Origin of the sequence: Alcanivorax sp. DSM 26293 (assembly GCF_900107995.1) — a bacterium.
In the GTDB taxonomy this organism is placed as follows: domain Bacteria; phylum Pseudomonadota; class Gammaproteobacteria; order Pseudomonadales; family Alcanivoracaceae; genus Alcanivorax.
Window position 1 is genome coordinate 68584 of sequence record NZ_FNUM01000009.1, and the last position, 17914, is coordinate 86497.

A 17914-nucleotide genomic window follows, 5' to 3' on the forward strand; every position below is an offset into this window, starting at 1 on the left:
GGCGTGTAGCCGAGTGTTTTTGTTTTCCAGTTTACCTATCGGCGCAGACAAGGGAAACCGCGATCTCGCTATCCATAGTGGCGTATTGCCATGCTGTCAGGGGCCACGGATGCGCCAGGCAGGCATCGCGCCAGCGGACATTCTGCTAAACTCCCGCGCCATGGATGACGTAACTTCCCTTATTGATGGCCTGAACCCGGCCCAGCGCGATGCGGTGGCTGCCGATGACCGACATTTACTGGTGCTGGCCGGTGCCGGCTCGGGCAAGACCCGGGTGCTGGTGCATCGCATCGCCTGGCAGATTGCCACCGAGCAGGCCTCGCCGTTCGGGATTCTGGCGGTGACCTTTACCAACAAGGCCGCTGCCGAGATGCGGGGCCGTATCGAGCAGTTGCTGGACATGTCCGCCGATGGCATGTGGGTGGGGACCTTCCACAGCATTGCCCACCGTCTGCTGCGGGCCCACTGGCAGGAGGCGAACCTTCCCCAGGGTTTCCAGATCATTGATGCCGACGACCAGATTCGTCTGATCAAGCGTGTGATCAAGGAGCTGGGGCTGGATGAACAGCGCTGGCCGGCCCGCCAGGCCACCTGGTTTATCAACGGCCAGAAGGACGAAGGCCTGCGCGCCAAACACATGGACGCCAATGGCGATCTGTTCGTGCAGACCATGCAGAAGATCTACTTCAGCTATGAAGAGGCCTGCGAGCGTAGTGGCCTGGTGGACTTCAACGAAATGCTGTTGCGGGTGCTCGAACTGTTCCGCGACAACGACGACCTGCGCGGTCACTATCAGCGTCGCTTCCGCCACATCCTGGTGGACGAGTTCCAGGATACCAACAGCATCCAGTACGCCTGGCTGCGGTTGCTGGCCAACGACGATAACGCCGTCACCATCGTCGGCGATGATGACCAGTCCATCTATGGCTGGCGCGGCGCCAAGATCGAGAACATCCACAAATTCAGCCGCGATTTCCCGGATACCCGCACCATCCGCCTGGAGCAGAACTACCGCTCCACCGGCACTATCCTGAAAGCCGCCAACGCGGTGATCAGTCACAACAGTGACCGGCTCGGCAAGGAACTGTGGACCGAAGGCAGCGATGGCGACCCGATCCGTCTCTATGCCGGCTTCAACGAAGTGGACGAAGCCCGTTTTATCGCCGGGCGGGTGGAAAAGCTGTTCCAGGAAGGGACCGCGCGGCGGGAAATGGCGGTGCTGTATCGCTCCAATGCCCAGTCCCGGGTACTGGAAGAAGCCTTCCTGCAGGCGGGTATTCCCTACCGCATCTATGGCGGCCAGCGCTTCTTCGAACGGGCGGAGATCAAGAACGCCCTGGCCTACCTGCGCCTGATCAGCCATCGGGATGCGGATGCCGCTTTCGAGCGGGTGGTGAACACCCCCACCCGGGGCATCGGCAACAAGACCCTGGAAAGCCTGCGCGAGCTGGCGCGCCAGCGCGGCGTGTCCCTGTGGGCTGCGGCCCAGGCACTGATCAGTGAGCAGTTACTTACCGCCCGGGCCACCAATGCGCTGGCGGTATTCCTGAATCTGGTGGTGCAGCTGGAGCAGCAGTGTGACGGTCTGTCGCTGGCGGAAACCACCGAACACGTGATCGAGGCCAGCGGTCTGGTGGCATTCCACGGTAAAGAGAAGGGCGAAAAGGGCCAGCAACGGCTGGAAAACCTGCGCGAGCTGGTCTCTGCCACGCGCGAGTTCGGTGACGAGGACGAAGACTCCGAACTGGACAGCCTCACCGCCTTTCTGGACCACGCCGCTCTGGAATCCGGCGAAGGCCAGGCCGATGCCCACGAGGACGCGGTGCAGATGATGACCCTGCATTCCGCCAAGGGGCTGGAATTCCCGGTGGTATTCATCACTGGCATGGAGGAGGGCCTGTTCCCCCATCAGATGTCCAGTGAGGAGCCCGGGCGGCTGGCCGAGGAACGCCGCCTCTGTTACGTGGGCCTGACCCGTGCCATGCGCGAACTGTATCTGACCCATGCGGAAAGCCGGCGCCTTTACGGCAACGAAAACTACAACCCGCCCAGCCGCTTCCTGCGCGAGATCCCTGCCGAATCCCTGGAAGAGATCCGCGCCCGTGCCGGATTCAGCCGGCCCGTTGGCGGGGCGGCACGGCCGATTCGGGAAACCGAGTCCAATGGTATCGATCTGGGCGCGCGGGTGTTGCACCCGAAATTCGGCGAGGGCACCGTATTGCATTTCGAAGGGCAGGGGCCCAATGCGCGCCTGCAGATCAACTTCGACGGTGCCGGCACCAAGTGGTTGGTCAGCCAGTACGCGCGGCTGGAAGTGATTTGAAGACAGACTGACGTCGGACCCCGTCCGGCCCGTCGACAAGAACAATCGGGCGGCTGTTCCCGGCTGCCAAATGATGGAGGATAACCCTTGGATCGTCGCAAATTCGTGTCCGCCCTCGGTCTGGGGCTGGGTGGCCTGGCATTGGCCGGTTGTGAAAAGAAAGACTGTCCGCCCACCGAGAGTGGCGTGGCGGCTGCGCCGGAAGCGGAAAAAAAAGCACCGGTACAGCAGACCTATGAATGGACGATGGTGACCACCTGGCCGAAGAACTATCCGGGCCTGGGTGTCGGTGCCAACCGGTTTGCTAAGCGCGTGGAAGAGATGTCCGCCGGGCGCATCAAGATCAAGGTGTACGGTGCCAAGGAGCTGGTGCCGGCTTTCGAGGTGTTCGATGCGGTCCGCCAGGGAAGCGCCGAGATGGGACACGGCGCCGCCTATTACTGGAAAGGCAAGCACCCGGCCACGCCGTTCTTCACTGCCGTGCCCTTCGGGCTCACCGCCCAGGAAATGAATGGCTGGTTGCACCATGGCGGCGGGCAAAAGCTGTGGGATGATCTGTATGCCCAGTTCAACCTGAAGCCGTTTGCCTGTGGCAACACCGGCACCCAGATGGCCGGCTGGTTCAACAAGGAAATCAACAGCGTGGAGGACCTGCAAGGTCTGAAGATGCGTATGCCGGGGCTGGCCGGTGAGGTGCTGGGCAAGGTGGGCGCCACGCCGGTACAGCTGCCTGGCGCCGAGGTATTCACCTCCATGCAAACCGGCGCCATCGATGCGGCGGACTGGGTGGGGCCGTACAACGACCGCTCCTTCGGTCTGCAACGGGTCGCCGAGTACTACTACTATCCGGGCTGGCAGGAACCGGGTCCGACCCTGGAGCTGACCATCAACAAGCAAGTCTGGGACAGCCTGCCCGCGGACCTGCAGGCGATCATCCGCTACGCCGCCCAGTCGGAAAACCAGGACATGCTCGACGAGTACACCGCCCAGAACAATGCGGCCCTCCAGGAGCTGGTCAACAAGCACGGGGTGAAACTGCGCCGGTTGCCGGACGATGTCCTCAAGGCCCTGAAGGAGGCCAGCGACGAGGTGATCGAAGCCCTGGTGGCCGACAACAGCGAAGCCCGCAAGGTGTACGAGTCCTACCGCAAATTCCGTGACGAATCGGTGGAATACATGGCGGTGGCGGAGCAGTCGTATATGAACGTGCGTAGTCAGTTGACAGTGGACAGTTGATAGTTGACAGCTCGCGGTCAGAGCTTGGTTTGTCTGCAGTGCAATGAGGCCGCGCCCAAAGTTTGGGCGCGGCCTCATTGCTTGTGAAACCTGCTACGGGTTCCCGCGAGCTGTCAATTGTCCACTATCAACTGTCAACTAATCCCTTGGCACCGCCCGGGTCCGGCCGGTGTCATCAATGGCCACGAAGGTGAAGTGCCCTTCGGTCACTTTCGACAGGGTGCCGGTGTCTTCCCGAATCCACACTTCCACCAGAATCTGCATGGAGCTGCGCCCCACGTCTTGCAGCTGGGTGTAGCAGCTCACCACCGCCCCAATGGGAACCGGGCGCAGGAAGGCCATGGAGTCGATGGCCACGGTGGCCACGCGGCCACGGGCTTTCTTGCGGGCGGTGACAGCACCGGCCAGATCCATCTGAGAAACCAGCCAGCCACCAAAGATATCGCCATTCCAGTTGGCGCTTTGCGGCATGGCAATGGTCTGGATGGCCAGTGTGCCGATGGGCTGGGGTATGTCGTCGGTGTTATCGGTCATGTTTGTTATCCGTAATATTTTGAGCCGGTGTTAAAGGAGAGGCTTTACACCGCCGTGCGGTAGTGCATTTACCCGTACAGTTGATCAGGGAGCCAGGTGGCCAGTTCCGGGAACAGCGCCAGTATACCCAGCATCAGCAACTGGATAATGATAAACGGTATCACGCCCTGGTAAATCTGCGCGGTTTTCACCTCTGGCGGCGCCACGCCGCGCAGGTAGAACAGGGCGAACCCGAAGGGTGGGGTCAGAAAGCTGGTTTGCAAGTTCAGGGCGATCATTACCCCCAGCCACACCGGGTCCAGCCCCATGGCCAGCAATACCGGACCGACAATGGGCACCACCACAAAGGTAATCTCGATAAAGTCGAGGATAAAGCCGAGCAGGAAGATCAGCAGCATCACCAGCAGGGTGGCGCCGATCACGCCGCCGGGCAGGCTCTCGAACAGGGCCTGGACCGCCTCTTCACCGCCGAAACCGCGAAACACCAGAGAAAACAGGCTGGCACCGATCAGGATCATGAATACCATGGCGGTGACCCGGCTGGTGGCGCGTACCACCTGACCGAGAATCTGCCGGTTCAGGTGCCGGTTGCCGGCGGCCAGCAACAGGGCGCCGAAGGCCCCAACGCCGGCGGCCTCGGTGGGTGTGGCCTTGCCGGTGAGGATGGAGCCCAATACAGCGGCAATCAACAGCAGCGGCGGAATCAGGCCTGCCAGCAGCGGGCGCCAGCCGCGGGGCGCCCCGTCATCGGCCTGAAATGCCGGCGCCCACTGGGGTTTCAACAGGCTGATGGTGACCACATACAACAGATACAGCCCCACCAGAATCAGGCCGGGGATCAGCGCGCCGACAAACAGATCGCCCACCGAGACCGTATCCAGGGACCACAGCCCCTGTTTGAGCTGGGCTTCCTGATAGGCATTGGCCAGCACATCGCCCAGCAGCACCAGCGCGATGGAGGGCGGGATGATCTGGCCCAGGGTGCCGGTGGCACAGATCAGGCCGGTGGAGAGTTGGGGTTGATAGCCCTGACGGAGCATGGTGGGCAGCGACAGCAGTCCCATGGTGACCACGGTGGCGCCGACGATGCCGGTGCTGGCGGCCAGCAAGGCGCCCACCAGAATGATGGCCACGCCCATGCCACCGGGAAGGCCGCCGAACAGCTGCCCCATGCTGGCCAGCAGTTTTTCCGCCACCCGGGATTTCTCCAGCATCACCCCCATGAACACGAACAGGGGCACCGCCATCAGGGTGGTGTTATCAATGATGCCGAACAGCCGGTTGGGAACAAAGGTCAGGTCCGCCGGGCTGAAGGTGCCGGTCACCATGCCGGCCGCAGCGAACAGCAGGGCGGTGCCGCCCAACACAAAGGCCACCGGGTAGCCGCTGAGCAGCACCAGGCACACCACCACAAACATCAGCAGGGGAATCCATTCCATCACAGGCCCTCCCCGGGGTGATCCTGGGGAGCGGGCAGGGCGGCCCCCAGCAGGGTCAGGCTGTGACGCAACAGCTCCGCCAGGGCCTGCACGGTGAGCAGGGCGGGCAGGATCAGCAGCAGGGTTTTCAGCAGATACACAAAGGGCAGGCCGCCATTGGCGGAGGCTTCCTGCTCGCGCCAGCTACTGGCCACATAGTCCAGCGACAGCCAGAAAAGGGCCCCGCAAACCGGCAACAACAGAAACAGGGTGCCCAGCACATTCACCCAGGCACGCCCCCGGGGGCTGAAACGCTGGTAGAGCACATCCACCCGTACATGCTCGTCCTCGGCAAGAGTATAGGCAATTCCCAGCATAAACAGACTGCCATGCAGGTAGGTGAGCGATTCCTGCAGGGCGATATTGCCGATCCCGAAGCCGTAACGGAGCACCACCACCAGCACCATGCCCAGTACCAATAACAGGGCGAGCCAGGCGCTGCCGCGGCCCACCCGGGTAGTAAACCCGGTCAAGCGTTGCTGCCAGCGAAATAGTTGTTGTGTCATAAATAGCCTATGTGACCCCCCGGGCCCGGTTGCAGGCCGGGGAATACCGAGAAAGCGGGCATTATACGGGGCCTGTGGGGCAGGGCCAGCCCGTGGCGGTGACCGGGAAGATTTCCCGGATCACAGTGGGGCCATCTTCCTGTAATGTTGTTGTCACAAACCCTCTCTAGCATGCGCGGTGCTGAAACATGAACTGGTTTGCAACGATTGCAAGAACAAAACCGGGGTGGGGTCGTTACCTGACAAGCGCCGGTGCCATGTAACTAGGAGGCTTAACCGTGAACTTCAAGATGAAAGCAACTTTGGCAGGTGCCGCTGCAGCACTGGCCATGGCCAGCGTACCGGGCACCGCTATGGCCCGTGACACTATCTCTATCGTGGGTTCCTCCACGGTATATCCGTTCGCCACCGTGGTGGCTGAGCGTTTCGGTCGTACCGGTAACGCCACCCCGAAAATCGAATCCACCGGTTCCGGCGGCGGCATGAAGCTGTTCTGTCAGGGCGTGGGCACCCAGCACCCGGACATCACCAACGCGTCCCGTCGCATGAAGAAGTCCGAGTTCGAGCTGTGCCAGAGCAACGGTGTGAAAGACATCACCGAAGTGAAGGTCGGTTACGACGGTATCGTGATTGCCAACTCCGTGAAGGGCGAGCAAATCGACCTGTCCCTGCGTGACATCTTCCTGGCCCTGGCCAAGGACGTGCCGAACCCGGATGGCAGCGAAGAGCTGGTAGCCAACCCCTACAAGACCTGGAAAGAAGTGAACCCGGCTCTGCCCAACACCAAGATCGAAGTACTGGGCCCGCCGCCGACTTCCGGCACCCGTGATGCCTTCAACGAACTGGCCATCGAAGGCGGCTGCAAAACCTTCCCCTGGCTGAAGGCCATCAAGGACGAAGACAAATCCAAGTACAAGGCGATCTGCCGCAGCGTACGTGAAGACGGCGCCTACGTGGAAGCTGGCGAGAACGACAACCTGATCGTGCAGAAACTGGAAAAGAACCCGGCTGCCTACGGTGTGTTCGGTTACTCCTTCCTGGACCAGAACCGCGGTGTGGTACAGGCTGCCAACGTGGACGGTGTTGAGCCCACTTTCGACGCCATCGGTTCCGGCGACTACCCGGTATCCCGTTCCCTGTTCTTCTACGTGAAGAAAGCCCACGTGGGTGTGGTACCGGGCATCGAAGGTTACGTGAAAGAGTTCACCAGCGAGAAAGCCTGGGGTAACAACGGTTACCTGTCCGAGAAAGGCCTGATCCCGCTGGGTGATGACCTGCGCAAGAGCATGGCCAAACAGGCTCGCAGCCTGAAGTCCATGACTGGCGAAGAGTTGTAAGGAAAGAAAAAAAGCATGGATGCTTTCGGCCCGGTGGTGTTTGCCACCGGGCTTTTTCGCCCCTGAGAAACCCGCGTTTGTTCCACCAAGATCATTGCGGTGATTTTGCTTGAGCAAATCCGATCGGAGTACTACATGCAAACCGGAAACCTGCTGTTGCTGCTGGTGGTGATGGTGGCCGGCGCCTACTACCTGGGGCATCGCCGCTCCTACGCGCTGGCCAGACCGTTGGGGGGCATTCGCCACCTGCACTCGCTGCCGTTCTACTTTGCCATGCGCTCAGCCATGTGGTGCGCGATTCCGGCCATGGTGGTACTGGCACTGTGGCTGGCGTTCGATGACAGCATCATTCGTCAGCAGGTACTGGCCAGTCTGCCGCAGCAGCTGCAGCCCACGGATGCTTCCAGCTACAACCTGACCCTGAGCAAGATCCAGAACGTGGCCAGCGGCGCGCTGCCTACCAGCTTTGTGGAGCCACCAATCGCCGAAGCGGCGCAGCGGTTGCAGTCTCTCAAGCAGACCAGCGCCATGGCGCTGACCGTAGTGGTGATTGTGCTGTGTATGCTCGGTGGCGCCTGGGCCTGGCTCAAGGTGTCACCGCAGCTGCGCGCCCGCCAGCAGGTGGAGCGGGTGCTGCAGACCATCTTCATGTTGTGTGCCACGGTGGCGATTCTCACCACCGTGGGCATTGTGCTGTCGGTACTGTTCGAATCGATTCGCTTCTTCGGCAGGGTGCCGGTCACGGATTTCCTGTTCGGGTTGCAGTGGAGTCCGCAGACCGCCCTGCGCGCGGACCAGGTGGCCTCCGGCGGTGCCTTCGGTGCGGTGCCCCTGTTCATGGGGACCCTGCTGATTTCCGCCATTGCCCTGCTGGTGGCGGTGCCGGTGGGCTTGATGTCAGCTATCTACCTGGCGGAATACGCCAGCAACCGGGTGCGCACGGTGGCCAAGCCGGCGCTGGAAGTGTTGGCCGGGGTGCCCACCGTGGTCTACGGCTTCTTTGCGGCATTGACCGTGGCACCGTTCATTCGCGGGCTGGGGGAGTCCATCGGTCTGAATGTGGCATCCGAGTCGGCCCTGGCCGCCGGCCTGGTGATGGGCATCATGATTATCCCCTTCGTGTCCTCCCTGGCCGATGACGTGATTACTGCGGTGCCCCAGGCCATGCGTGACGGTTCCCTGGGCCTGGGTGCCACCAAGAGCGAAACCATCAAGAAGGTGATTTTCCCGGCGGCCCTGCCGGGGATCATGGGGGGCATCCTGCTGGCCGCATCCCGGGCCATTGGTGAAACCATGATCGTGGTGATGGCCGCCGGTCTGGCCGCCAACCTCACCGCCAATCCGCTGGAAGCGGTGACCACCATCACTGTGCAGATCGTCACCCTGCTGACCGGTGACCAGGAATTCGACAGCGCCAAGACGCTGGCCGCCTTTGCCCTGGGGTTGATGCTGTTTATCACCACCCTGGTCATGAATATCTTCGCGCTGCATATCGTGAAGAAATACCGTGAGCAGTACGACTAGCGTCGGGAGAGATTGAGAGATGAGCGAAACCACGGAAAAAGTCCGCAAGACGCTGGCCCGCCGTTACCGGGCAGAGAAACGCTTCAAGGCCTTCGGTATCGGTTCCATTGCCATCGGCCTGATGGCGCTGGTGCTGCTGTTCACCGACATCATCGGCAAGGGCCACAGTGCGTTTGTCGAGCATGAAATTCAGCTGCCGATCACCTTCGACGCCGAGGTGCTGGATATCAGCAACCCCCGCGACGAGGACGAACTGAACTACGGGAATTATCAGGGTGTGATTCGCGACGCCCTGGCCGAGCGCTTTCCCAGTGTGGAAGGTCGTCAGGATACCCGCGCCCTCAACCAGCTGGTGAGCACCGGTGCCGGTTATGCCCTGCGTGATATGCTGCGCGAGGATCCTTCCCTGCTGGGTGAGACCCGTACCCTCTGGCTGCTGGCCGATGACGATGTGGATCTGTTTCTCAAGGCCAATGAAAAACAGCGTGAGGACAGCCGCCTGAATGCCAAACAGCGTGAGTGGGTGGCCGAGCTGGAAGCGTCCGGCGAAACCCGCGTGGTGTTCAACCAGTCCCTGTTCAGCTACGGGGATTCACGCGAGCCGGAGCAGGCCGGCATTCTTGGGGCCATCCTTGGCTCCCTGTTCACCATGATCGTTACCCTGGTGCTCAGCTTCCCCATCGGGGTGGCGGCGGCGGTCTATCTGGAAGAATTCGCGCCCAAGAACAAGTTCACCGACTTTATTGAAGTGAACATCAACAACCTGGCGGCGGTGCCGTCCATCATCTTCGGTTTGCTGGGCCTGGCGGTGATCATTGGCCTGTTTGGTCTGCCCCGCTCGGTGCCGCTGGTAGGCGGTATCGTGCTGACGCTGATGACTCTGCCGACCATCATTATTTCCAGCCGTGCCGCCATCAAGGCGGTGCCGCCGAGCATTCGTCAGGCTGCGTTGGGTCTGGGCGCCTCCAAGATGCAGGTTGTGCTGCACCATGTGCTGCCGCTGGCCCTGCCCGGCATGCTCACCGGCGCCATTATCGGCATGGCCCAGGCCCTGGGTGAAACCGCACCGCTGCTGATGATCGGCATGGTGGCCTTTATCGTGGATCTGCCCGCCGGGCCGCTGGATGCCGCCACGGTACTGCCGGTACAGATCTACCTGTGGGCGGACAGCCCGGAACAATCATTCGAAGCGTTGGCGTCGGCCGCCATCATGGTGTTGCTGGCTTTCCTGATCACCATGAACACCCTGGCGGTGGTACTGCGCAAGCGCCTTGAGCGGCGCTGGTAACGGACCGGCAACGAGGAATCGAGTTATGGAAACCGCACAGCAACTGGACAAACGTTCTCTGGGCAACAATGATGCGGCCAAAGACAAGGCCATTAAAGAGCAGGACACAATGACACAAGACACCCCCTATCCCGAACAGACTGTCGGCAGCCCCTATGTGGATGATCCGAAAATGCGCCTGCGCGATGTGGAGGTGTTTTACGCCGACAACCAGGCGATCCACGGCGTCAGCCTGGATATCGGCAAGAACGAGGTGGTGTCCCTGATCGGCCCGTCCGGCTGCGGCAAGTCCACCTTCCTGCGCTGCCTGAACCGCATGAACGACACCATCGATATCTGCCGGGTGAAAGGGGATCTGCGTCTGGAAGATCAGGATCTCTACGATCCCAAGCTGGATGTGGTGGAGCTGCGCGCCCGGGTGGGCATGGTGTTCCAGAAGCCCAACCCCTTCCCCAAGTCGATCTACGACAACGTAGCCTATGGGCCGCGTATCCATGGTCTGGCCAACAAGAAATACGACCTGGACGAGATCGTGGAAAACAGCCTGCAGAAAGCCGGCCTGTGGAACGAAGTGAAGGACCGGCTGCACTCGCCGGGTACCGGCCTGTCCGGCGGTCAGCAGCAGCGTCTGTGTATTGCCCGCACCATCGCGGTGAGCCCGGAAGTGGTGCTGATGGATGAGCCCTGCTCCGCGCTGGACCCCATCGCCACCGCCAAGATCGAGGAGCTGATCTCCGAGCTGAGCGAGTCCTACACCATTGCCATCGTCACCCACTCCATGCAGCAGGCCGCGCGGGTATCCCACCGTACCGCCTACTTCCACCTGGGGCGGTTGATCGAAATGAATGACACCGACACCGTGTTCACCAAGCCGGAACACGATCTGACGGAAGCCTATATCACCGGCCGCTTCGGTTAAGGGGAGCAAGACACAATGGATCGCATGCATTTTGGTGAGCACAGCTCAACCCAGTTCAATGAGGCGCTGGAATCCATCCGCAACAATCTGATGGAGATGGGCGGCCTGGTGGAAAAGCAGGTGGTGGATGCCTTGCAGGCATTGCTGCATGCGGATTCCGACCTGGCCCAGAAGGTGCTGGATACGGAAGACAAGGTCGACAAGCTGGAAATGCTGATCGACGAGGAATGCACCCGGGTGCTGGCCCTGCGTCAGCCCGCCGCGTCGGACCTGCGTCTGATCATTGCCGTCACCAAGGCGGTCTCCGATCTGGAACGGATCGGTGATGAATCCGCCAAGATTGCCCGCATGGGCCAGCAGCTGGCGGAAGAGGGCGAGTCTCCGCGCGGTTACGTGGAAGTGCGCCACATCGGCAACCATGTGCGCAACATGCTGCGCGACACCCTGGATGCCTTTGCCCGCTTCGATGCCAAGAAAGCCCTCTCCGTGGCCGCCGAGGATAACGAGGTGGACCTGGAGTATCGCAGCGCCATGCGTTCGCTGGTCACCTTCATGATGGAAGACCCGCGCTCCATTACCCGGGTGCTTAACATCATCTGGTCCCTGCGTGCACTCGAGCGAATCGGTGACCATGCCCGCAACATCGGCGAGCAGGTTATCTACCTGGTGGAAGGCAAGGATGTACGCCACATCACCGTGGATGAGATCGAAGCCAAGCTGAAGAAATAACAGGCAGCTCCGAGCAAAACCTCACTACGTAGCGACTGTAGGAGCGCCTCTCGAGGCGCGAACCTCGCGTAGCGCGGAAATCGCCCGCTGAAGCCGCAGAAGCGAGTGACGAGTTTCGAGTAACGAAAAGCAAAACCGGTTTTGATCTTCGAAACTCGCTTCTCGCAACTCGGAACTTTGCATCATCGCGCCGCCAGCGACGCTCCTACAGGACCCTTATAAAGGCCGTGCCCGTTTCGGGCGCGGCCTTTTGCCTTTCCGGCATCGTCACAAAACTTTCCCGCGTTGCAGCTTGAAGCTTGTCGCTTGCAGCTTTAATATCCGTATTTCCGAATATACGAATACAGGGCGGTCAATGCTCACTCCCACCCAGCTTTGCAAATGCCTCGGCGATGATCTGCGCCTGAGTCTGGTTTGTCTGTTACACGGCCAGGAAGAGGTGTGTGTCTGTGATCTGGTGGATGCCCTCGAGGCACCACAGTCCACCGTGTCCCGTCACCTGGCGCAGCTGCGCCAGTGCCAGCTGGTGGTGGCGCGGCGGCAGGGTACCTGGATGCATTACCGCATCAATCCGGAGTTGCCTGACTGGGCCCAACAGACCCTGGCAAGCCTGGTCCCGCCGGCCTGCCAGGCGTTGTCCCTGACCCTTCCCGTTTCTGCCTGCTGTGAGAACTGACATGACACTACAACCCATGACGATTCTGGTGCTGTGCACCGGCAACTCCTGTCGTTCGATCATCGGCGAAGCATTGATCAATGCGCTGGGCCAAGGCCGCTTTCGGGGTCTCAGTGCCGGTAGTCATCCTACCGGTCAGGTCAATCCGGGTGCGCTGGCAGTGCTGGCCCGTCACGGCATTACCGCGGCAAACCCGGCCTCCAAGTCCATGGACGATCTGGCCGATGAAGAGATTGATCTGATTATTACCGTCTGCGACAGCGCTGCCGGGGAAGCCTGCCCGGTGTGGCTGGGCGATGTGCCGAAACTGCATTGGGGGCTGCCGGACCCGGCTCATGCGCAAGGCACAGACGAGGAGATTGCCGCGGCCTTCGAGGCGACCTACCAGCAGCTGGAGCAACGTCTTCAGGCGCTGTTTGCCGTGTCCCTGGATGAACTCAATGAGAACGGCTTGGTGGCCTGCGGCGAAAAAATCCACCGGGAACTGGGTGGCCACTGATGCCGTTTTTCGAACGTTACCTGAGCGTCTGGGTGGGGCTGGCGATTATCGCCGGGGTTGGCCTGGGGCTGGCGGTGCCGCCGCTTTTTCAAGCGGTGGCGGCGTTTGAGTACGCCCATGTGAACCTGGCGGTGGCGGTGTTTATCTGGGTGATGGTCTACCCGATGATGATCCAGATCGACTTCACCGCCATCAGGAAAGTGGGTCAGAACCCACGGGGGTTGCTGCTCACTCTGGTGATCAACTGGCTGATCAAGCCGTTCACCATGGCGGCGCTGGGCTGGGTGTTCTTCAAGGTGCTGTTCGCCGGCTGGGTGGACCCGCAGACCGCCACTGAGTACATCGCCGGCATGATCCTGCTGGGCGTGGCGCCCTGTACCGCCATGGTGTTTGTGTGGAGTCACCTGACCAAGGGCGACGCCAACTACACCCTGGTACAGGTGTCGGTGAACGACATCATCATGGTGTTTGCCTTCGCGCCCATTGCCGCTCTGTTGCTGGGCGTCAGCGATATCACCGTTCCCTGGGATACGCTGTTGTTGTCCGTGGTGCTCTATGTGGTGCTGCCCTTGATCGCCGGTTTCCTCACCCGCCAGATACTGGTGGCAAAAGGCGGTGAGGAAAAAGTGGCGCGTTTTGTCCACACCCTCAAACCGATCAGCGTCATGGGGTTGCTGGCCACGGTGGTGTTGCTGTTCGGCTTCCAGGCGGAAACCATTCTCGCCAAGCCCCTGGCCATCGTGCTGATCGCCATCCCGCTGCTGATCCAGACCTACGGCATTTTTGTGATCGCCTTCTGGGCGGCCCGCCGTCTTCGACTGAAGCATAATGTGGCCGGCCCTGCCTGCCTGATCGGCACCAGTAACTTCTTCGAGTTGGCAGTGGCCGTGGCCATCAGCCTGTTCGGCCTGCACTCCGGCGCCGCTCTGGCCACGGTGGTGGGCGTGCTGGTGGAAGTGCCGGTGATGCTGACGCTGGTGGCGATCGTGAATCGCACCCCCCACTGGTTCGAAGAAAATCCTGCGTAACCCTGTAGGAGCCCATGCTTGCATGGCGATCAAGTTGCGAGGATCGAGTAACGCGGTTTGAACCCCGGTTTTCGCAACTCGAAACTCGCTCCTCGCTACGGTCTTGCCCGAGGCATTGGCTCCTACAAACAATGAGAGCGTCGATGAAAGATCTACCCAATCTCGATAACGATTGTTTCCAGGTCCCCACCACAGAAAAGGTATTCCGGGATCAGCCGTCCACTCACAAGCCGCGCATCCTGTTGTTGTACGGTTCATTGCGCCAGCGGTCCTTCAGCCGTCTGGCGGTGGAGGAAGCTGCCCGTCTGCTGGAGGCCATGGGAGCCGAACCGCGGATTTTTCATGCCGACGGCCTGCCGCTGCCGGACAGTGAGGATGCCAGCCACCCCAAGGTGAAGGAGCTGCGTGATCTGGTGACCTGGAGTGAAGGGATGGTGTGGTGTTCGCCGGAGCGCCATGGCGCCATGACCGGCATCATGAAAGCGCAGATCGACTGGATTCCCCTGTCGCTGGGGGCGGTGCGTCCTACCCAGGGCAAGACCCTGGCGGTGATGCAGGTGTGTGGCGGCTCGCAATCGTTCAATGCGGTCAACCAGCTCCGCGTGCTGGGCCGCTGGATGCGCATGCTCACCATCCCCAATCAGTCGTCGGTGCCGAAAGCGTTTCTTGAGTTCGATGAAAACGACCGCATGAAACCATCCGGTTTCTATGATCGTATTGTCGATGTGATGGAAGAGCTGGTGAAGTTCACCCTGCTTACCCGCGACCGCAGCGACTACCTCACCGATCGCTATTCCGAGCGCAAGGAAAGCGCTGAAGAATTAATGAAACGGGTGAATCAGCGCAGCCTGTAAGGGGATCCTGATGGCAGGAAGTTCCCGTTGGAGCTTTGCTCGCAAAGCGAAAGATCAGCCGTTGGCACGGCGTCAAAATAAAGCCTTTCGCCTTGCAAGCAAGGCTCCAACGGTTGAATGAGTGATCCGTCAGACCGCCCGGATCACAAATCCCTGACGCGGCAGGTGTACATGCACCCGGCCCACGACGTCTTCGTCCCGCGCCACGATCCAGCGCTCATCGGTGCTGGCCACCAGAGTGCCTTCCACCGGAATGCGGCCGTAGTCGTTCGGCGCCACGCTCACGGTCTTGCCGAGCAGTGCCTGGTCCTGGGTGGAGTCGGGCAGGTCACGGGGGCTGGCGGCACGGGCCTGTTCCAGGGCCTGGTCGGCGCTGATCGGGGTGCTGTTGCCCTGCCCATAGGCCTGCAGGCGATCCAGCCAGGCATTCACTTTCGGGTAGCGTTTGAAGCGGGGCTGTTCCGCCAGATCACGCTGGAACCACAGGCTATGGTAGGCGGAAAAATCGCCGGCGTTGGGGCTGTCGCCAAACAGGAAGGACTGGGATTCCAGCTTCCCCTCCAGGTCGGTCAGGTGGGCTTCGACCATCCGCTTCATCTGTTTCGGGCTGTTGGTTTTCACCTTGGCCTTGCTGCCCATGGCGATGCGGTCCCACAACAGGCGACCGAGATCCAGCAGCGAGGATTCCTTGAGCACCTTGCGCAGCAGGGTCAGGTTGCCGGCGGAAATAATGCAGGCGAGAAAGATGTCCAGATCCACCCGGGCGACAAATTCCTGCACCTGGGCGTCACAGTTGTCGGCGACCAGTTCCGGCTTGTTGGCCAAGCGGGCAATTTCCTGGCTGATGATGCGGGTATCACAGAATACATCGGCGCCGCTCTGTGCCACCGGGATTTTCCGGTAACCCCCGGCAAGGGGGGCCAGTTGTGGCCGCGGCGGCATTTCGCTCACGGTGACCGATTGCCAGTCCAGACCGGCGTAGCCGAGCATGGCCCGCACCTTTTCGGAAAAGGGGGACAGGGCGTAGTGGTGCAGAATCAGGTCTGACATGGGGTCTCCGTTGTCAATGAAATGGCGGTTGCACTAGTAACACGAAGGCATTGGACGCAGCGTGAAGATTTAGTGATGGGGGCTGACGCCAAACCAGGTTGTCAGGCCCATCTCCATGGATTGTTCGGTGCTGCCAAACCAGATTTGGCCATCCTGGATCATGCATTGCAGTTGCATGGTGCGTTGCATCAACGGGGCCAGCGTCGCTTCGCTGTCCGGGTCTACGTGAACAATATGCAGGTTGCTGAAGCGGGTCACCTTGTTCTTCATGGTGTCCCACCACACCTGGGGTGCGCGGGCGCCATAGGTGTAAATCGTCACCTGCCGGGCCAGGCCGCACGCCTTGCGGAGGCGTTTCTCGTCGGGCATGCCCAGTTCAATCCAGTGCTCCAGGGTGTCGTCCGGGTTGCGCTGCCACAGGTCCGGCTCGTCGGTGCTGGACAGGCCGCGGGTAAAGGCCAGGTCTTCGTGGGCATTCAGGGCAAAGGCCAGCAGCCGCAACATCATCCGCGATTCGGTTTCCGACGGGTGCAGCGCCACGGTCAGATTATGGGTGGCGTAGTAGTCCCGGTCCATGTCGGACACGGTCAATTCGGCTTTATAAATGGTGGCGGTCAGGGCCATGGTATTTCCTGGTCTGAAGTCGGACGTCGGATGTCTGACGCTAAAACATTGTCGGCGAGATGTCTGCCAGGCGTCCGACTTTTGACGTCAGACGTCCGACCCTTACAGTAATGCAATTATCCCAAAGCCGATAAACAGCACGGCACTTAGACGATGCGCCCAGGTTTCCAGTTTGTCGCCGCCAAACTGGTGCGCCAGCCAGATCACCGGCAGGTTGGCGGCGATCATGCCCAGGGTGGAGCCGCCCAGCACCGGCCAGAATTGATCCTTGAACTGCACCGCCAGAGCAATGGTGGCGAGCTGGGTCTTGTCACCGATCTCGGCAATGAAGAACAGTACCAGCGCGGTCAGGAAGGGGCCGAAGCGGGGATCATCATCCACTTTTTCGTCATCGTCGGGTATCAGCATCCACAGACCCAGGCCCATAAAGCTGATGCCGAGAATCCAGCGTAGCCAGTCTCCGGGAATGGCCCCGGCCAGCCAGTCGCCGAACCACACGGACACGCCATGGTTGAGCAGGGTAGCAACCAGTACGCCTGCCAGGATCGGCCAGGGTTTGCGGAACTTGAGAATCAGTGCCAGGGATAACAGCTGGGTCTTGTCGCCGATTTCGCCGAGGCCAACCAGCAGGAAAGAGCTGAGTAGAGCTTCCATGAACGTTTCCAGAGGGGCGGGATTGCGACACAGAGACACCACCGGTCAATCCCGCCCCTGCGGAATACCAGCGATGTCTCAGGTCTCGTCAATCCGCAATCCGCGAGGGTGCGGGCGTGGACGCCATGCGCATGAGGCGCAACTATGTTGACGGCCACCAGGAGGCTCAAGCGCTCTAGCGACTACTCCCCCAAGACGGGGCAAACCTTAGCGGCAATATTGGGTGCGGGCAAGTACAATGGGGCTGCATCCCCCTTCGCCGTTGGAGTCTTGCTCGCAAGGCGAAGAGGTAATTTCGGGTCTTCGCCTTGCAAGCAAGGCTCCAACGCCATCGAGAGCAGATCATGAGTGAAGAACGCCTGGTCGATATCGAAACCAAACTGGCCTACCAGGAAGACCTGGTTCAGCACCTGAACAAGGTGATCAGCGACCAGCAGGGAAAAATCGACGAGCTGGAAAAGGTGTGCCGCAAACTGGTGGACCGGGTGCTGGACCTGTCCGAGGAAATGGCCGCGTCACGCATCGAGGATGCACCGCCGCCGCATTATTAAAAGACAGCTTCAAGCCGCAAGCTGCAACGCGAACTGGCTCGTTTTTGGATCTGCAAGCAAAGAGGCCGCGCCCAATTTTTTGGGCGCGGCCTCATCAGTTCTGG

General features: G+C 60.8%; 18 protein-coding genes. 12 read left to right on the forward strand and 6 right to left on the reverse strand.

Going from position 1 to position 17914, the window contains the following annotated elements; all coding sequences use genetic code 11:
• The first annotated feature begins 160 nt into the window (after positions 1-160).
• Positions 161-2323, forward strand: a complete 2163-nt coding sequence (uvrD, locus tag C4S63_RS14965; protein WP_062815471.1) for a DNA helicase II — start codon at positions 161-163, stop codon at positions 2321-2323.
• Positions 2324-2410: 87 nt separating this feature from the next.
• Positions 2411-3559 carry a TRAP transporter substrate-binding protein gene (locus C4S63_RS14970; protein ID WP_103918074.1) on the forward strand — a complete coding sequence of 383 codons (1149 nt, stop codon included), beginning with the start codon at positions 2411-2413 and terminating at the stop codon, positions 3557-3559.
• A gap of 138 nt (positions 3560-3697) precedes the next feature.
• Here C4S63_RS14970 and C4S63_RS14975 read toward each other — a convergent pair whose 3' ends face one another.
• From C4S63_RS14975 to C4S63_RS14985, 3 genes are all read right to left on the reverse strand, one after another.
• Positions 3698-4093 carry an acyl-CoA thioesterase gene (locus tag C4S63_RS14975; protein WP_062815036.1) on the reverse strand — a complete coding sequence of 132 codons (396 nt, stop codon included), beginning with the start codon at positions 4091-4093 and terminating at the stop codon, positions 3698-3700.
• Between the two features lie 68 nt (positions 4094-4161).
• On the reverse strand, positions 4162-5532 hold the full coding sequence (locus tag C4S63_RS14980) for a TRAP transporter large permease subunit (protein ID WP_103918075.1): 1371 nt from the start codon (positions 5530-5532) through the stop codon (positions 4162-4164).
• The gene (locus C4S63_RS14985; RefSeq protein WP_062815034.1) at positions 5532-6077 is read right to left on the reverse strand and encodes a TRAP transporter small permease subunit; all 546 of its coding nucleotides are present in this window, start codon (positions 6075-6077) and stop codon (positions 5532-5534) included. Before C4S63_RS14985 ends, C4S63_RS14980 begins: the two co-directional genes overlap by 1 nt.
• Positions 6078-6367: 290 nt before the next feature.
• Here C4S63_RS14985 and C4S63_RS14990 point away from each other — a divergent pair, with 290 nt between their 5' ends.
• The 9 genes from C4S63_RS14990 (at position 6368) to arsH (ending at position 14931) form a co-directional block, all read left to right on the forward strand.
• On the forward strand, positions 6368-7414 hold the full coding sequence (locus C4S63_RS14990) for a substrate-binding domain-containing protein (protein WP_062815470.1): 1047 nt from the start codon (positions 6368-6370) through the stop codon (positions 7412-7414).
• Positions 7415-7549: 135 nt separating this feature from the next.
• Positions 7550-8938, forward strand: a complete 1389-nt coding sequence (pstC, locus tag C4S63_RS14995; protein ID WP_062815033.1) for a phosphate ABC transporter permease subunit PstC — start codon at positions 7550-7552, stop codon at positions 8936-8938.
• Positions 8939-8957: 19 nt separating this feature from the next.
• On the forward strand, positions 8958-10226 hold the full coding sequence (gene pstA, locus C4S63_RS15000; RefSeq protein WP_103918076.1) for a phosphate ABC transporter permease PstA: 1269 nt from the start codon (positions 8958-8960) through the stop codon (positions 10224-10226).
• 25 nt (positions 10227-10251) lie between these two features.
• Entirely contained in the window at positions 10252-11145 is an 894-nt protein-coding gene (pstB, locus tag C4S63_RS15005) for a phosphate ABC transporter ATP-binding protein PstB (RefSeq protein ID WP_103918077.1), read from the forward strand.
• Positions 11146-11160: 15 nt separating this feature from the next.
• Positions 11161-11874 (forward strand): phosphate signaling complex protein PhoU, encoded by a 714-nt coding sequence (phoU, locus tag C4S63_RS15010; protein ID WP_103918078.1) that lies wholly within the window; start codon positions 11161-11163, stop codon positions 11872-11874.
• Between the two features lie 355 nt (positions 11875-12229).
• Complete coding sequence (locus tag C4S63_RS15015) at positions 12230-12550, forward strand: metalloregulator ArsR/SmtB family transcription factor (protein ID WP_063508445.1); 321 nt, start codon at positions 12230-12232, stop codon at positions 12548-12550.
• 1 nt (position 12551) lies between these two features.
• Entirely contained in the window at positions 12552-13049 is a 498-nt protein-coding gene (locus tag C4S63_RS15020) for an arsenate reductase ArsC (protein WP_103918079.1), read from the forward strand.
• Positions 13049-14077, forward strand: a complete 1029-nt coding sequence (arsB, locus tag C4S63_RS15025; protein ID WP_103918080.1) for an ACR3 family arsenite efflux transporter — start codon at positions 13049-13051, stop codon at positions 14075-14077. The genes C4S63_RS15020 and arsB overlap by 1 nt, the downstream gene beginning before the upstream one ends.
• 143 nt (positions 14078-14220) lie before the next feature.
• Positions 14221-14931 (forward strand): arsenical resistance protein ArsH, encoded by a 711-nt coding sequence (gene arsH / locus C4S63_RS15030; protein WP_063508448.1) that lies wholly within the window; start codon positions 14221-14223, stop codon positions 14929-14931.
• A gap of 129 nt (positions 14932-15060) precedes the next feature.
• Here arsH and C4S63_RS15035 read toward each other — a convergent pair whose 3' ends face one another.
• The 3 genes from C4S63_RS15035 to C4S63_RS15045 all read right to left on the reverse strand — a co-directional run bounded on the left by C4S63_RS15035 (position 15061) and on the right by C4S63_RS15045 (position 17259).
• Entirely contained in the window at positions 15061-15981 is a 921-nt protein-coding gene (locus tag C4S63_RS15035; protein WP_103918081.1) for a glutathione S-transferase family protein, read from the reverse strand.
• Between the two features lie 69 nt (positions 15982-16050).
• Positions 16051-16605 (reverse strand): YaeQ family protein, encoded by a 555-nt coding sequence (locus C4S63_RS15040; protein ID WP_063508450.1) that lies wholly within the window; start codon positions 16603-16605, stop codon positions 16051-16053.
• 102 nt (positions 16606-16707) lie between these two features.
• Positions 16708-17259, reverse strand: coding sequence for a TMEM165/GDT1 family protein (locus tag C4S63_RS15045; protein WP_103918082.1), 552 nt, complete (start codon positions 17257-17259; stop codon positions 16708-16710).
• Between the two features lie 344 nt (positions 17260-17603).
• Here C4S63_RS15045 and C4S63_RS15050 point away from each other — a divergent pair, with 344 nt between their 5' ends.
• Positions 17604-17810, forward strand: a complete 207-nt coding sequence (locus tag C4S63_RS15050; protein WP_063508873.1) for a SlyX family protein — start codon at positions 17604-17606, stop codon at positions 17808-17810.
• Positions 17811-17914: the final 104 nt, after the last annotated feature.